Origin of the sequence: Rhodococcus sp. KBW08, from assembly GCF_003852455.1 — a bacterium.
GTDB classification, from domain to species: domain Bacteria; phylum Actinomycetota; class Actinomycetes; order Mycobacteriales; family Mycobacteriaceae; genus Rhodococcus_F; species Rhodococcus_F baikonurensis.
Genome location: NZ_QAJJ01000005.1, coordinates 122795 through 139304, shown reverse-complemented (window position 1 = coordinate 139304; position 16510 = coordinate 122795). Strand labels below are relative to the sequence as shown.

Annotated in this window: 11 protein-coding genes; 8 read left to right on the top strand and 3 right to left on the bottom strand. The window is 63.8% G+C overall.

Annotated elements, in window-relative coordinates; all coding sequences use genetic code 11:
* Positions 1 to 142: 142 nt before the first annotated feature.
* Positions 143 to 3625 carry an Ig-like domain-containing protein gene (locus DBV08_RS06185; protein WP_124566864.1) on the top strand — a complete coding sequence of 1161 codons (3483 nt, stop codon included), beginning with the start codon at positions 143 to 145 and terminating at the stop codon, positions 3623 to 3625.
* Positions 3626 to 3635: 10 nt separating this feature from the next.
* Here the strand turns inward: DBV08_RS06185 and DBV08_RS06180 are convergent, their stop codons facing one another.
* The gene (locus DBV08_RS06180) at positions 3636 to 4475 is read right to left on the bottom strand and encodes a hypothetical protein (RefSeq protein ID WP_124566863.1); all 840 of its coding nucleotides are present in this window, start codon (positions 4473 to 4475) and stop codon (positions 3636 to 3638) included.
* Between the two features lie 93 nt (positions 4476 to 4568).
* On the opposite strand from DBV08_RS06180, the gene DBV08_RS06175 reads away from it, so the two are divergent.
* Genes DBV08_RS06175 through DBV08_RS06165 form a run of 3 tightly spaced genes read left to right on the top strand, consistent with a single transcriptional unit; the run spans position 4569 to position 6937 of the window.
* Entirely contained in the window at positions 4569 to 5324 is a 756-nt protein-coding gene (locus DBV08_RS06175; RefSeq protein ID WP_042921233.1) for a 1-acyl-sn-glycerol-3-phosphate acyltransferase, read from the top strand.
* Between the two features lie 3 nt (positions 5325 to 5327).
* Positions 5328 to 6062, top strand: a complete 735-nt coding sequence (locus DBV08_RS06170) for a 1-acyl-sn-glycerol-3-phosphate acyltransferase (RefSeq protein WP_095969475.1) — start codon at positions 5328 to 5330, stop codon at positions 6060 to 6062.
* Positions 6063 to 6115: 53 nt separating this feature from the next.
* Positions 6116 to 6937 carry an HAD family hydrolase gene (locus DBV08_RS06165; RefSeq protein WP_095969678.1) on the top strand — a complete coding sequence of 274 codons (822 nt, stop codon included), beginning with the start codon at positions 6116 to 6118 and terminating at the stop codon, positions 6935 to 6937.
* Between the two features lie 37 nt (positions 6938 to 6974).
* Here the strand turns inward: DBV08_RS06165 and DBV08_RS06160 are convergent, their stop codons facing one another.
* On the bottom strand, positions 6975 to 9002 hold the full coding sequence (locus DBV08_RS06160) for an N-acetylmuramoyl-L-alanine amidase (protein WP_124566862.1): 2028 nt from the start codon (positions 9000 to 9002) through the stop codon (positions 6975 to 6977).
* A gap of 331 nt (positions 9003 to 9333) precedes the next feature.
* Between DBV08_RS06160 and DBV08_RS06155 the strand changes: the two genes are divergently transcribed.
* Positions 9334 to 10896: a SpoIID/LytB domain-containing protein gene (locus DBV08_RS06155; protein ID WP_124566861.1), complete on the top strand. Its 1563-nt coding sequence runs from the start codon at positions 9334 to 9336 to the stop codon at positions 10894 to 10896.
* Positions 10897 to 11002: 106 nt separating this feature from the next.
* Here DBV08_RS06155 and DBV08_RS06150 read toward each other — a convergent pair whose 3' ends face one another.
* Positions 11003 to 12496 (bottom strand): PucR family transcriptional regulator, encoded by a 1494-nt coding sequence (locus DBV08_RS06150; protein WP_124566860.1) that lies wholly within the window; start codon positions 12494 to 12496, stop codon positions 11003 to 11005.
* Positions 12497 to 12666: 170 nt separating this feature from the next.
* Between DBV08_RS06150 and DBV08_RS06145 the strand changes: the two genes are divergently transcribed.
* The 3 genes from DBV08_RS06145 (at position 12667) to DBV08_RS06135 (ending at position 16496) form a co-directional block, all read left to right on the top strand.
* Positions 12667 to 14070, top strand: a complete 1404-nt coding sequence (locus tag DBV08_RS06145; RefSeq protein WP_095969479.1) for an amino acid permease — start codon at positions 12667 to 12669, stop codon at positions 14068 to 14070.
* A gap of 90 nt (positions 14071 to 14160) precedes the next feature.
* The gene (locus tag DBV08_RS06140) at positions 14161 to 15342 is read left to right on the top strand and encodes a thiolase family protein (RefSeq protein WP_124566859.1); all 1182 of its coding nucleotides are present in this window, start codon (positions 14161 to 14163) and stop codon (positions 15340 to 15342) included.
* 2 nt (positions 15343 to 15344) lie between these two features.
* Positions 15345 to 16496 (top strand): acyl-CoA dehydrogenase family protein, encoded by a 1152-nt coding sequence (locus DBV08_RS06135; RefSeq protein ID WP_007731824.1) that lies wholly within the window; start codon positions 15345 to 15347, stop codon positions 16494 to 16496.
* Positions 16497 to 16510: the final 14 nt, after the last annotated feature.

The window sequence follows — 16510 nt, the reverse complement described above, 5'->3', positions numbered from 1 at the left end:
TCTGAAATTACTGATACAAGTACTACTTTTGACGGGTACTGTACGAGCGTCCAGCTCCATTCCGATTCCGCCCTGTTCGAGTGACCTCCTTCCGTGCGGTTCCCGATCCACGTCTGTTGCTAGCTGAGGAGAGTTCGTGTTGGTGAGAAGAAGTTCCGCGGTTGTGGTGGCGGCGTTGGTCGGTGGCGTGCTGGTGGCCGGCGGTGTTGCTTCGGCAGCTCCGACGTCATCTCCCGCAGTGGAGAACTCGATCGGGTTCAAGCTGGGTTGCGATGGTTACGAGCATCCTGGCTTGGGCAGCATCTCCGACGAATTCCACTCCACGGGCGTGACGATCTCGGCTCCGGAGAAGGTCGTGGCGGGGTCGACGTTCACCTACCGAGTTCAGCCAGGCGCGATGACTGTTCCCACGAGTGGTCATGCGGGGCGTTCGGCGATCAGGTGGACACGGATGAAGTACGACTTCGACATTCCTGCGGGGGTGTCTTTGGTTGACGCTCAGGTAGTGGCGGGTACGTCGTCGAATTTGTCGGGTGCGGCGCCCTCGGTGATTCGAATCAACGACGGTGGTTCGCCGGATGCTGCAGGTACTCACTTGCGTATTGCTGGGAACAACCAGACCGCTGACTCCAACGGCGGCGGTGGAAACGGTCCGAGCACAAGTAAGAACGATGATGGCGGCATCGGCGCGGAGGCTGGAAAGACATTCCGGTTGCCGGCGATCGATGTGACGGTGATTGCCGGTGGTGCGGGTAGCACTGTGCAGCCGAAGTTAAGGGTGACGGATGGCAATTCGGGATCCTTTGATTCTCCGAAAAATGCCTTCACCTTCTTGCAGCGCGAGAAGGACTTCTTCACCGTCGCATACTGGGAGAGATACAACTGCTCACCGCATGATTCACGCAGCGCGGGATTGAATGCGGGTGGTCAGGCGTTGGCCACCGTCAACATCGTCGCGCAAGCCGGGACCACGACGGCAGTGACGTCCGGCGGGTCGGCAACGATCGGTCAATCGACGAATTTGGTTGCGCAGGTCTCCCCGGCACCGACAGGCGGCACCGTTCAGTTCAAGGACGGCGGGACTGACATCGGCGCCCCCGTGACCGTTGTCAATGGCGTTGCCACACTGCCTCATACATTCACCGCGGCGGGAGATCACTCCATCACCGCTGTGTACGACGGAGTTCTCGAGTTCCTGACCTCCACATCGGCGGCGCACACAGTCAGTGTGGCTGCTGCCGATGTGCAGACGACCACGTCGCTCACGGTGCCGAGCAGCGCTGTCGAGCAGACCTCGGTCGCGCTGACCGCAAACATTGCACCGGCAGCCGAAGGTGGAACGGTCCAGTTCAAGGACGGTGGCGTGGACATCGGCGGATCCATCGCGGTGACTGCCGGAGCAGCGACCCTGGATCATACGTTCACCGCGACGGGAACACACTCGATCACCGCGGTCTATTCCGGCACTGCAGGTTTCGGCGGTTCGAGTTCTCAGGCTCAGTCCATTGAGATCTCGAGCTCAGCGCAGAGCACAACCACGACGCTTCAGGTTCCGGCTACGGCAGTTACGGGTAGTGCGGTTGATCTGACGGCGACAGTGGCTCCCTCGAATGCTGTGGGTTCGGTGCAGTTCAAGTCGAACGGTGCGGCGATCGGTTCTCCGGTTACAGTGACCGCGGGTGTTGCGACGTTGAGCCATGCGTTCGATGTTGCTGGTGCGCAGAGTGTTACCGCTGATTTCACCGCTGGCGCTGGGTTTGTGAGTTCGTCGGCGGCGGCGCAGACGGTGACGGTGTCTGATCCGGCTCCGGTGGACGTGGAGACCACGACGTCGTTGTCGGTTCCGGCGACAGCGATCACGGGTACGGCGGTTGATCTGACCGCGACGGTTGCTCCGAACAACGCTGTCGGCACGGTGCAGTTCAAGTCGAACGGCACGGCAATCGGTTCCCCGGTGACGGTGTCCGGTGGGACCGCGACTCTGTCGCACACCTTCGATGTTGCTGGTGCGCAGAGTGTTACGGCTGACTTCACCGCCGGTGCTGGCTTCGTCAGTTCGTCGGCGGCGGCTCAGACGGTGACGGTCTCTGATCCGGCTCCGGTGGATGTCGAGACGACGACGTCGCTGTCGGTTCCGGCTACGGCGATCACGGGTACGGCGGTTGATCTGACGGCGACGGTTGCTCCGAACAATGCGGTCGGTACGGTGCAGTTCAAGTCGAACGGCACGGCTATCGGTTCCCCGGTGACAGTCTCCTCGGGTGTTGCGACTCTGTCGCATGTGTTCGATGTTGCTGGTGCTCAGAGTGTTACGGCTGACTTCACCGCTGTTGCAGGATTTGTCAACTCCTCGGCATCTGCGCAGACGGTGACGGTCTCTGATCCGGCTCCGGTCGATGTCGAGACCACGACGTCGCTCTCGGTTCCGGCGACGGCGATCACGGGCAGCGCGGTTGATCTGACCGCTACCGTGGCTCCGAACAACGCAGTGGGCACGGTGCAGTTCAAGTCGAACGGCACTGCGATCGGTTCCCCGGTGACGGTTGCCGGTGGGACGGCGACTCTGTCGCATTCCTTCGATGTTGCTGGTGCTCAGAGTGTTACCGCTGATTTCACCGCTGGCGCTGGGTTTGTGAGTTCGTCGGCGTCGGCTCAGACGGTGACGGTGTCCGATCCGGCTCCGGCCGATGTCGAGACGACGACGTCGTTGTCGGTTCCGGCGACGGCGATCACGGGCAGCGCGGTTGATCTGACCGCTACCGTGGCTCCGAACAACGCAGTGGGCACGGTGCAGTTCAAGTCGAACGGCACGGCAATCGGTTCCCCGGTGACGGTTGCCGGTGGGACCGCGACTCTGTCGCATGCGTTCGATGTTGCTGGTGCTCAGAGCATCACCGCGGACTTCACCGCTGGCTCCGGATTCAAGAACTCGGTTGCGAGTGCGAAGTCCATTCAGGTCAGTGTTTCCGATCAGGAATCCGTAGTCGAACTGAATATCCCCACTGACGCCAAAACTGGTGTGGCAACCGACTTGTGGGCCACCGTCCGCACTTCGTCGGATGACGCTGTCGGTGTCGGTACCGTGCAGTTCTACGACGGTGGCGTCGCAATCGGCGGTCCTGAAGCGGTGACGGCCGGAGTCGCTGGTCTATCGCATACGTTTACCTCCGCCGGAGCGCACAGCATCACGGCGGTGTACTCGGGTGGAACCGGCGTAGTCGGGTCCTCGGCTCCGGCCCGGACGGTGAACGTTGCGGACCCTGCACCTTCGGATGTCACCACAGAGACTGTGGTGACGGTGCCTACCGATGCCGTCGTGAACAAGTCGGTGACCCTGTCGGCGACCGTGACCTCGGTGCAGAACGGTGGAACTGTGCAGTTCATGGATGGGGATACACCGATCGGTGACGCTGTGGCAGTGGTCAACGGGATTGCGGCGCTCAACCACACCTTCACCACCACTGGTGCGCACTCGATCTCGGCAATCTTCAGTGGCGCAACCGGATTCACGGGCTCGACCTCGACGGCCCAGGCAATTCAGATCAAGGCCGCAACCGGCGGTGGCACGGGCAGCCTCGGTTCAGGCAGCGCTGGTTCGAGCGATTTCCTTCCGTTCGGTTCCTGACCGGAACAGTTCAGGTCGCGGCCCCGAGGCAATAACCCTCGGGGCCGATCGACAGAGTGAACTGCATCGAGCGTGAGTTACCCGTCCCGTCGGTGACGGGCAGCGTGACACGGACGTAGTCGCCTCGAACCGGAGTGACTGTTGCAGCGTCGGCGTCGAAAGACTTGATACCGGCCAGCTGATTCGGATCGAGCTTGAGTGGAGGCTGGCCGGTGGCGCCGGTGCCATCCGGATCCCACGGGCTGTTGCCTGGGCAGATCAGCGGATAGAACGTCTCGACGTCACGGGTGTTGACCGGCCGCCCCGTTGCGCGCGAGAGAAACCTGACGACGGCGTGGGAAGCGTCGGCCGGAGTGTAGAAGTTTGATTGCCCCGCAGGGAAGACGAACGGGCACGCATAGCCGGAAGCGATCTCCGAGCGCTTGGCGGCGACGGAGAGTCCACCGCCGCTCCAGGTGACCGCGTACTGGCCGTCGACACCTGGCGCGGCGATGGCCGTCAAGATGGCAGGCACGTCCGAGTATCGGTCGGCGATCGTCGTGGGCGGCATGGTCCAGCATGCGTTCGTGAGCGCGTCGACGTCCAAAGACACCAGGTCTGTCGCCCAGGCCGCCAGCGCCGGCGCAGCAGCCGGATTGCCGGGCACGTCACCAACCGGAGGTGGCGCGACCGGCGCGGCGGGGGCAGTGGTGGTCGTGGGCGCGAGAGTGGTTGTCGTCGTGGTTTCAGTCGTCGGCGGAGACGGTTCGTCCGTCAGGATTCCCGTCCGTCCGTCGTCCTCACATGCGGTTATCGCCAACGTCATGGCGAGTGCGACTGCCCCCACTGCCGCTCGTCCTGCCGACTTCATTCGTTCGTACGCCCCTTTTGCGACATTCTGACCAACATCCACCCCATAACTGCTGCGGGTCAGATCACGGATTCCCGTCTACGCTAGCGAACTGTGGATCCCGTTTACAGAACAGTCATCGGCATCGCCCGTACCGTCTTCGCTTTCGAGGGCCTGAAGTTCTCCGTCAAGGGAGAGCAGAACATCCCGGCGTCCGGTGGCGCCGTGATCGCGATCAACCACACCGGATACATGGACTTCACGTATGCGGGACTGCCGGCGCGGACCCCCAAGCGCTACATCCGGTTCATGGCGAAGAAGGAAGTCTTCGACAACAAGATTTCCGGACCGATCATGCGGGCCCTCAAGCACATCCCGGTCGATCGCGGGGCAGGCGCCGACTCCTACAAGGCCGCCGTCGATTTCCTGAAACGCGGCGAATTGGTGGGCGTGTACCCCGAAGCCACGATCAGTCGGAGCTTCGAGATCAAGGAATTCAAGTCCGGCGCCGCTCGGATGGCGATCGAGGCCGGAGTGCCGATCGTTCCCGTCGTCATCTGGGGCGCTCAGCGAGTCTGGACGAAGGGCTATCCGAAGCGTTTGGGCCGCACCAACACTCCGATCTCCATCGCCGTCGGCGAGCCGATCGCGCCTTTCGAACCGGCGAGTGAGCTGACGGCGAAGCTGCGGTCGACGATGCAGGAGTTGCTACTCGATCTGCAGAAGAGCTACGACCATCCGGCCGGCGAGTACTGGGTGCCTGCCCGCCTCGGTGGCAGCGCGCCGACGCTCGAGCAGGCCGACAAGATGGATGCCGACGAGGCTGAGGCGAAAGCCAAAGCACGCGAGGCACGGAAGTCCGAAGGCTGACCCATGTCCTTCGAACCCGTTTACACCGCCGTCGAGGTAGTCGCGCGTGGTCTGAGCGGTTTCCAGGGCGTGAAAGTCACCCGCACCGGGACGGAGCACGTCCCGGTGTCCGGCGGTGCCGTCATCGCGATCAACCACACGAGCTACCTCGATTTCATCCCGGCGGCTCTGGCGGTCGGGACCGCAAAACGCAAGCTGAGGGTGATGGCCAAGGCTGAGCTTGCGGACAACAAGGTACTCGGCTTCCTCATGCGTGGATGCGGCGTCATCGAAGTCGATCGCTCTGCCGGAGCGCAGGCGTATCGAGCCGGAGTCGACGCCCTCGAGCGCGGCGAATTGGTTGGCGTCTACCCGGAAGCGACGATCAGCCGGAGCTTCGAGATCAAGGAAATGAAATCCGGCGCAGCTCGGATGGCCATCGACGCCGGCGTGCCGATCATTCCGCTGATCGTCTGGGGCGCCCAGCGGATCGTCACCAAGGGCGGACCGAAGAATCTGGGCCGCAATCATTTCCCGATCTCGGTGGAGGTGGGTGCACCGATCGATCCGGTCGAACCCGCCGAAGCGCTGAGCGAGATCCTGCGCATCGAGATGGATGCGATCCTGCGCCACGTTCAGGACGGGTTCGTGCACGAGCCCGGGGCGTACTGGGTGCCTCGTCGACTCGGCGGTGGCGCGCCGACACCCGAGGAAGCCGCAGCCATGGACGCACAGGAACGCGCGAAGCGGGCGCGCTGAGCGAGACCGTCGTAGCCAACAGGCACAATGGCGGTGTGAGCCCAGACCGTCGTATCAGCCCTGACCGTCCGACCTTGGTCGCCTCCGACGTCGACGGGACCCTCATCGATCACGACGAGTTGGTCAGTGCCCGCACCCGCGCCGCCGTGCATGCCGTCGTCGAATCCGGCACGCCGTTCCTGCTGGCAACCGGGCGTCCTCCGCGTTGGATTTCGCCCGTCGTCGAAGGTTTGGGATACGCGCCACTCGCGGTCTGCGCAAACGGTGCTGTTGTCTACGACAGTTACGCCGACCGCGTCCTCAGCGCCGCGACCTTGTCGGTCGACGCACTCACCGAGCTCTCCGAGCTGGCTCTGGTCGCGCTCCCCGGGGCGGGGCTGGCCGCGGAACGGGTGGGGGAGAGCGCACACGATGCCGCCACTCCACAGTTCGTCAGCTCACCGGATTACGAACACGCCTGGCTCAACCCGGACAACACCGAGATGTCCGAGGACGAAGTGCTCGCAGCGCCGGCCGTCAAACTCCTGATTCGCCGCCCGGGCATGACCAGCACGGCAATGTACGACGCTCTTGCTCCGCACGTCGGTGCACTCGCCGACATGACGTACTCCACCGAGAACGGACTGATCGAACTCTCGGCACCGGGAATCACGAAGGCGTCGGGGCTGGTTGCCGCGGCGGAAAGGTTCGGCTTCGACCTGTCGGGTCTGGTGGCCTTCGGGGACATGCCCAACGACATCCCGATGCTGGGCTTGGCGCGGCTCGGCGTGGCCATGGGTAACGCTCACCCCGAAGCCAAAGCCGCAGCCGACGAGGTCACCGACGCCAATTCGGAGAACGGGGTCGCAAAAGTCCTCGAGCGCTGGTGGTCGTAGAACCCACCAGCGCCCGAGGACGTGTACTGCTCGAGCGTCAGCCGACAGGCGCGCTGTTGGCCATTTCCTGGGCAAAGGTCTCGTTGTAGGTCTTGAGGACCTTCGTGACCCTGCCGGTGATCTGGTTGAAGATCAGCGAACCGTTCTCGAAGTCACTGCGCAAGCCGTCCGGGATCGAGTACTCGTCCGAGATCGGCAATCCGAGTTCACCCGCGTCGGAACCGAAGCTCTGCCACGACTTGAAGATCTCGCCGAGCACGGTGAACACTCCGCCGTTCGGTGAGGTGTAGACAGCACCGTTCTGGAACAGCGCACCCTGGTTGCCGAGCTTCGCCTGCAGAATTCCGGACAGAGCCTGGCCGAGGCGGCCGATTTCGCCACCTTCGGCGATCCACTTCTGCGCGAGCGGTGAATTGTCGGTGATCTGCAGAATCTGGGTGACCAGATCCGGGATCGACGAACCGGTGCCACCGGTGACCGTGTCGACCGGAGTGGTCGGCTTGGGCGCAGGCGTCGACGGATTGGAGGGGTTCGAGGGGTTCAACGTTCCCCCGATATTCGCGGCCGCGATGTTCCGGATGTCGTTCATGTGTGCGTACGCGGCATCACCCGGGCAAGCGGTGTTTCCGACGTCGCGGTGCGCGAAGATGATCGGCAGGTCGACTGCTGCGCCCTGCGGGTACGGCGTGAACTCGGTGCCCTCGGAGTACATCGTCGTTCGGCCCTTCGGGTCGAGGCCGGCCATGCCGAGCTTCCATCCGAGGAACTTGCCGACGGAGTTCAGCGTCGCCTGCGAAGGCTCGACGGTGGAGTAGTCGCCCATCATCGCGATACCGGTGGTGTTCTCGTTGAAGCCGCCGGCGTGTGCACCCTGAACTGCCTTGTCGAGTCCGCCTGCGCGGCCTTCGAAGGTCTGACCGTACTTGTCGACGAGGACGTTGTATCCGACGTCGCACCAGCCGAGAGTCTGTGCGTGGTAGGCGTAGATCGAGCGGACGATTCCGGCCGATTCGGCCTTCGTGTAGTTGTTGCTACCTGCGGTGTGGTGAACGGTCGCGCCACCGATGAAGTCGTCGTACGTGGGGGAGTCGCAGCGAAGTGACTCGTCAGCTCCCCACTGTGCGCGGGTGATGACGGAAGGCCCGCTGCCGCCGAGCGGCGCTGCGACGGCCTGCAGATTGCTGTCTGCCTCGCTGGCGCCCGGATCGATCAACACGGCGGTGACGGCGTCTGCTGCCGTCGTCGCCTGGCGAAGCGGCTTGGACACCGAAGCTGGGGTGTATCCGAGTTCGCCGGTGGCTGCGGGGGCTTCAGCAGGCACCGGTGCTTCAGCAGGTGCAGGTGCTTCAGCAGGTGCAGGTGCTTCGGCGGGCGCTTCAGCAGGTGCGGGGGCGGGGACAGCTTCCGGCGCGGGAGCCGGCACAGCCTCGGCGGCGGGAGCCGCGACGCCCTGCGGGGTGAGGATCTGGATGGACTTGGTGGCGCCGACGAAGACGGGTTCGGTGGCGGTACCGGCGTTGGTGGCCTGATCCGAACTGGCGGAGTCGATGGCGTCAGGGGTGAACCACGGGCCCCAGGTGCCGTCTTCGGCCAGGGCGCGGACCTTGGACTGCGCCGAGGCGATCGTGTCCGAGGTCAACGCGACCATGCTGAACGGAGTGTCGCGGGTGACTTCCTTGACCACTGCGCCTGGCTCTTCCTCGGAAGGAACCGGAGCGGTTTCGGTCGGAGTGCCGGGAGCAGCGGGTGCCGGGAAGAGTTCGGTCGGCAACGTGATCCCTGGCGGAAGCGGAATTTCGGTCGGGAGCTTGAGGTTTCTGAGATCGCCCAGGTTGATGTCGGGCAGATCGAGACCGGTCAGCTCCTTGACCGGGATGATGATGTCGGGCACCGACGCGAGGAGCACCTCTGCGATCTGGGTCGGCACTGCTACTGACGTCGTCTCGTTCGCGGAACGTACATCGGACGTAGTGCTCGTGAGGCCGTAGACCGCAAAAGGACTTGCGACAGCCACTGCGGCTACAGCCCCGAGTACGAGCGAGGGCTTCGGTCGACGGTGTGGCAAGGGATTACTCCTCGGTTGTAGTTACTTGCGAGCGAACTTCAGGGCCGATGACGGCCGTGAACGGAATCCTTCAAAACCGGATCCGAGCAGGTCGGATGCCATGTTCTGGGGTTGAACTCCAGTTTTCGGACGCGTACGTCTGCAACTCGTGATGCTGGTGTGACTCGTGTGACTGGTGTTGCTAACTCCAAACACTCTTGCCACACTAGTCACAAAAGTCCATAACGCTCAACCTTAGGGTGAGACTTTAGTTAAATCGTTGTGGACTGGCCTGCGCGCGGAGTACCGACTTCGCGGACTCGTGAGGCCGGTAGCGATGAGGAGAGCATTGATGGCGAGAAGCGGAAGAAGCGGAACTGCAGGTAAGAAGCCTGCATCCGGTCGCGCAGGTCGCTTTCTGGTGGGCGGACCCGGGAGGCGGACCTCGCTGATGCGGGTCTCGGTCCTCGGGCTGGTTCCAGCTCTCGCACTCGGCGTCGCGATCGGAGGTTTCACGCAAATCCGTGCTGACGAGCCGTCGATTTTGCACGCCGTCGCCGCCGACACGCAATTCACGCTCTCCGGTCACGGCAACGGGCATGGCCGCGGAATGGGTCAGTGGGGCGCTTACGGTTACGCCAAGAACGACGGCTGGTCCGGCGAGCGAATCCTCAGTCACTACTACGGCGGAACAGTCCTGGACTCCATGCCGCCCGCGCAGATGAGTGTGCGGCTGACCGCTCAGGACAACTCGACACTCGTCGTCTACTCCGACGCCGGCCTCGTGGTCAACGGTCAGCGCACCGCGCCCGGCGAGGCGGCCCATCTCACCGCGCTGCCTGGCGGCGGTGCACAGGTGGTTGTCACCAGTGGTTGCGGTGGCGGAGTCGTCTGGGAAGCGGTCACCGATCATCCGTGGGTGGATCCGGTGGATCTCAGTCCTGATCGACCCGCCGACCAGTTCCTGAAGCTGTGCGACAACGACGCGCCCTACAGAGGTGCCCTCGGCGTGGTGCTCGACAACGGCTCGGCGCGGACGGTGAATCTTCTCGACATGGAGGACTACCTGCTCGGCGTGGTGCCGGTCGAGGCCAAGGCGGAATGGGCCGATTCCGGTGGGGCCGAAGCACTACGGGCGCAAGCGGTGGCAGCACGTTCGTACGCTGCAACCGAACATCGGTCTTCGTACGCCGACACCTGCGATACACAGGACTGCCAGGTGTACGGGGGAGCAGGTAAGGAAGATCCCCGCACCACCGAGGCCGTTCGGTCCACCGCCGGCGCCGTTCTGTCGCGTGACGGCAAGATCGTGGCCACCGAATTCTCTTCGTCCACAGGAGGTTACAGCTCCGGCGGTGAATTCCCGGCCGTCGAGGATCTTGGTGACGCCCTGTCTCCCAATCATGACTGGACCGTGAATCTGACCGCAGGGCAGATTGCGGACGCTTTCGGTGTCGGCGAGCTGCAGTCGCTCAAGATTCTCTCGCGCAACGGCTTCGGTACCGACGGTGGGCGAGTGACGGCAGTCGAGGTAGTCGGTACGGGTGCAACTGTCGGCGCTACCGGTATTCAGTTCCGTCAGAAACTCGGCCTCAAATCGGACTGGTTCACCATTGGTGACGGGGCTGGTGTGGTAGTGGCGCCTGATTCGGAATCGACAGTGCCGGAATCCAATTCGCCATCCGAGGATCCATCGGGTACGGTTACGGAGACGCAGATCGAGAAGAAGTATCGGGAGCTCGGCGGTGAAACCGGCACTCTCGGTGCTCCTGTCGGCCCGGAGATGCAGTTGCCCTCCGAAGCAGGCACTTTCCGTGTCTACGAAAACGGAACCATCATCTGGACAAAGGTTTTGGGTGCGCAGGTAGTTGATGCCAACGTGCTCCGCGAGTGGATACCGACGGGCGGAAGCTAGGGGAAGGTCGGTCGGTAACAAACTCGCACGTATCGACTCTGAAGGGTCTCCGCCGCAATCCGGTGGGGGCCCTTCAGGTCGCTTCGGGTGTTGTATCGGTTGACGGTCAGATGGTTGGAGCGTCACCGAGCAGGCGGTACTCGAGCCACAACTCCGCACGTTCGGTGGGGGAGCCGAGGTCGAGCTGGAGAAGGCTCTCGATCCGAGCGAGTCTGCTGCGCAACGTATGCCGGTGAATGTTGAGTGCAGTGGCCGCGGCGTCGCCCACCCCGTTGTGTGCCAACCACATGGCCAAGGTTCGGTAGAGATCGCTACCGCCCTTCGCTTCCAGAAGCGGGCGCAAGTGTGCCGCCGCGAATGCCGTCGAGCGATCCTGATCGAGAAACGCGGACAATCCGCTCTCCGAGAGTTCGGCGAACCGCATCGAAGGCAGGTTGCGGGCGCCGGCCTCGGCTGCTGCCTGCGCGGCTTGGCGTCTGGCGCGCGAGAGATCGTCCCACCACAACATGTCCGACACGCCGACGGTTACGTCGATTTCGTTGACACGGGCGAGGATTCGCCCGCTGTCCGTGGCTGAGACGACGGCGATCAGCGCACCGTCGGTGATGCCGAATGCCAGATCGCGGCTGAGGCCGTCGAGCAGTGAGACGGACACGCTCTCGAGCAGTCCGCTCGGGCCCGCCACATGGAAGACCTGGAAAGGCTCGACCGGAAATCCTCCCCACAATTCCCCGGAGATGTTGCGGGCGAGCGCATTCTGGCCTTCGAAGAGCTGATGCATCGCAACGGTGCGCAGGTGGTTCATCGTCAGTTGCGCGTCCCGGGTTCGAGCCGTCATCAAGGTGAGCAGAGACGCGGCTGCGATGACGATGCCCTGATTCAGAGAACCGACGGCGCCGGGGCAGCCGGCAACGAGATATCCCATCAGCTTTCCCCTCGACGTCAGCAGAGGGTGGGAGATGACGTCCTCGTTCTCGCTCGTGAGGAAACTGACTTCCATCGGGCGGGCGTCGCGCTCGGGGGCCGTTCGCTCGATTCCTGCGGCCGCGGCGGTGTGTGAGATCTCGACGGTATGGCCGGCGGAGTCCAGCAGGGCCGCCCATCCGCCGATCAATTCCGCCACCCGTCGTACGACTGCCCGGGTGCCGTTGACCGTCACCGCAGCTTGAAGCAGCCGCCGCAGGCTTTGGTAATTGCTGCGCAGCGCTTTCATGTCGTCGTCGGATTGCGCCTTCGACACCGCTTTGGTCAGGGCGATGAAAGGTGTTCGCAATGGGACGTCGAGAAGGGGCACACTGAAACGGGTGGCCGCATCCACCAGAGTCTGTGGCGCCTGCTCGTATCCGAGGCCGGTTCCGAAACCGATTCCGGCAATTCCGGCCGCCACCAGGGTCCGTACGAATCGGGTCGTTTCCGCGGCCGTCGTCGGTAGTGACACCCCGGTGATGAGGAGCAGTTCACCGCCGTCGAGGAAGGGCGTCGGGTCGGGAAGTTCGGAGACATGTGCCCAGGTCAGGGTGCGGTCGAGCTGGTCGTGCCCAGCCAGGACGCGAAGGCCGAACTGTTCGGTCGCACAAAGCTGGCGGAGCGTGACGGGCATGGGTCCAGTCTGACACCTCGGACTCGCCACTTTGTAGTGCCTGCGGTCACGTTTGTACAAAGTGGAGCCTGACGCGAGCTTGCCGAAGGTCCGACACTGGCGCTATCGAAAATGCGCTCCAGAAGAGCGTCACCGAGATCCACGTCCCGAACAGCCCACAAGGAGTACTGATGTCCAGTACAGACCAGCCGGCACTTCAGCACACGCTGAAGAAGCGGCATCTGTCGATGATTGCGATCGCGGGCGTCATCGGCGCCGGACTGTTCGTCGGCTCCGGTGTGGCGATCCAGGAGACAGGACCGGGTGTCCTGATTTCCTACGCGCTCGCCGGCGTCGTCGTCATCCTCGTGATGCGCATGCTCGGCGAGATGTCGGCAGCGTCGCCGGAAACCGGCTCGTTCTCCTCGTACGCCGACAAGGCAATCGGCCGCTGGGCGGGCTTCTCGATCGGCTGGCTGTACGCATGGTTCTGGATCATCGTGCTCGGCATCGAGGCCACCGCCGGTGCTCTCATCATGAATCGTTGGGTTCCCGGCGTTCCCCAGTGGACCTGGGCCTTGATTCTGATGATCGTGCTGACGCTGACCAACATCATCTCGGTCAAGTCGTTCGGCGAGTTCGAGTTCTGGTTCGCCTCCATCAAGGTCGTCGCCATCATCGCGTTCCTCGGCATGGGCATCGTGGCGATCTGCGGCTGGATGCCCGGCGTCGAAGCACCCGGAATGACCAACCTGACCGGTCACGGCGGTTTCCTGCCCAACGGCACGGGAGCCATGCTCGCCGCAGTCCTCGTGGTCGTGTTCTCGTTCTTCGGCGCCGAAATCGCCACCATCGCCGCCGGTGAATCGGCCAACCCGCTCGAAGCCGTTCGCGCTGCCGTCAAGTCCGTCGTCTGGCGAATTCTCATCTTCTACATCGGCTCGATCGCGGTGGTCGTCACCCTGCTTCCCTGGGACAGTGCGTCGGTCGCGCTCAGCCCGTACGTCGCCGTCATGGACTCCTACGGCATTCCCGCCGCAGGCAACATCATGGACGTCGTCGTCCTCACGTCGGTTCTGTCCTGCCTCAACTCCGGTCTCTACACCGCCAGCCGCATGATCTTCTCCCTCGCCGGCCGCGGCGACGCCCCCAAGTCGCTCTCACGCATCGAGAAGACCGGCGTCCCGATGCGCGCCGTCCTGGTCTCGACGATCGTCGGCTTCCTGACCGTCGGCATGAACTACCTCTCCCCGGACAAGGTCTTCCTGTTCCTGGTCAACTCCTCCGGAGCGATCGCGCTGTTCGTCTGGCTCGTCATCTCGGTGTCTCAGCTGCGCACCCGCCGCAAGCTCGAAGCCTCGGGCCAGGAACTCGAGCTGAAGATGTGGTTCTTCCCGTATCTGACCTACGCCACGATCGCCGCCATCATCGCGCTCTGCATCGGCATGCTCACCCTGGACTCGACGCGCAGTCAGATGATCGTGTCCCTGGGACTCGCAGCGATCCTCGTGGGTATCGGGCTCTACCGCTACCGGAACCACAAAGACACCGAAGCCGAGGTCGTGCCGGTAGCCGAGAGCGCTCCCACACCCTGACACCAACGTCCCCATCTGCGAGATACTTCGATGTCCTAGTATCGGCCACGGACAGAGAAATCGACGTGAGCACAGCAGATGGGGACAATCATGACCACACCCGAACCGATCGTCATCGTCGACGGGGCCAGGACTCCAGTCGGTAGCTTCGGCGGCGTCTTCAAGGACGTACCCGCGCACGAGCTGGGTGCCGCAGCAGCCAAGGCTGCGCTGAGCCGCGCCGGCGTTGCACCCGAAGACATCGACGAGGTCGTCATGGGCTGCATCGGCCAGGTCGGCCCGGACGCCTACAACGCACGCCGCGTCGGCATTGCCGCCGGACTGCCCGAGAACGTCCCCGCCTACACCGTCAACCGCCTCTGTGGCAGCGGCCTGCAGGCAGTGTGGTCGGCGGCGATGCAGATGCGCTGGGGCGCAGCTGCCATCACGCTCGCCGGCGGTGACGAGAGCATGTCCCGCATGCCCTTCTACGACTTCGCCGCCCGCTCGGGTTACAAGCTCGGCGATCGCAGCCTCGTCGACGGCACCGTCGCCATGCTCACCGACCCGTTCAGCAAAGCCCACATGGGCCGCACCGCCGAAGCCGTCGCCCGCAAGTACGGCGTCAGCCGCGAGCAGCAGGACGAGTTCGCCGTCGAATCTCAGCGCCGCGCTGCAACCGATGCAGCCAAGGCAGCATTCGCCGAGGAAATCACTCCCGTCGAGACCGGTGGCCGGCGCTCGGTCACCGTCACCGAGGACGAACACCCCAAGCCCGGAACCACCGTCGAAACCCTCGCCAAGCTGCGCCCCGCATTCGAAGAGGGCGGATCCGTCACCGCCGGTAACGCGTCGGGCATCAACGACGGCGCCGGCGCACTCGTCCTCGCGACGGGCACCGAGGTAGCCAAGCGCGGCCTCACCGGAATGGTCACGCTCGAAACTGTCACGACGGCAGCCATGGAGCCCGGCCTGATGGGCTACGCGCCCGTGCTCGCCCTCGAAAAGCTCTTTGCGCAAACAGGATTGAAGCCGTCCGACATCGGCACCGCCGAGGTCAACGAGGCGTTCGCTTCGCAGGCCATCGCCGTCATCCGTGACAGTGGCCTGGATCCGGAGAAGACCAACCCGTACGGCGGAGCAATCGCCCTCGGACACCCGGTCGGCGCCACCGGAGCCATCCTGACCCTGCGCGCCGCCCGTGACATGGTCCGCCGCGACCTCGAATTCGGCATCGTCACCATGTGCATCGGCGGCGGACAGGCACTCGCTGCCCTGCTGAAGCGGGTCTGATCATGGCGACCAAGCGCAAGCCGTCGTGGCACGACGACGAGATCACGGCAGTGGCCGAACTGGCCCGTGGTTTCTTCGATCGTGAACTGATCGCCAAGCGTGAGCAGTGGGACGCCCAGCATCGCGTCGACCGGTCCGTGTGGCTCGAAGCCGGCAAGCTCGGCCTGCTGTGCTGCTCGATTCCCGAGGAATACGGCGGGGGCGGTGGAACTTTCGCACACGATCTCGCGGTCTTCGAGGCGCAGGGCTACTGCGGTGACTATGCACTCGGTAACTCCGTGCACAGTGGCATCGTCGCCCACTACGTGCTCGAGTACGGAAGCGAAGAGCAGAAGAAGGCCTGGCTGCCAGGGATGGCGACGGGTGAAATCCTCGGCGCGATCGGAATGACCGAGCCGGGAACAGGTTCCGACCTCAAGGCAATCACCACGTCCGCGATCCGCGACGGTGACCACTACGTAGTGAACGGGTCGAAGACCTTCATCACCAACGGTGGCAGCGCAGACATGATCGTGCTCGCCGTCAAGACCGATCCCAAGGCCGGCGCCAAGGGTGTCTCGCTCCTGATCGTGGATCTGCGTGACTGCGAAGGCTTTGCCGTCGGCCGCGTCCTCGACAAGGTCGGTCAGCACGGCGCCGATACGTCCGAGCTGTCCTTCACCGATGTCCGCGTTCCCGTCTCGAACCTCCTCGGTGAGTCCGAGGGGCTCGGTTTCGGTCAGCTGATGGCACAGTTGGTGCAGGAACGCCTCATCATCGGCGCGCAGGCCATCGGCACCATCGAGCGCGCCGTCGAGGAGACCGTCGCGTACACCAAGGCGCGTCAAGCGTTCGGGCACAGCCTCTTCGAGTTCCAGAACACCGCCTTCGAGCTGGCCGAGTGCCAGACGATCGCACGCACCTGCCGTGTCTTCCTCGACAACTGCATCGAGGATCACCTCAACGGCGAGCTGGACGGCGCAGACGCCGCGATGGTCAAGTACTGGCTCACCGAGCAGCAATGCGCCGTCGTCGACCGGTGCGTGCAGCTCTACGGCGGATACGGCTACATGCGTGAGTACCCGATCGCGCGCATGTACGAGGACTCCCGCGTCCAGAAGATCTACGCCGGCGCCAACGAAGTGATGAAGGGCATCATCGCGAAGAGTCTTTGATCACCGGCGTCGAA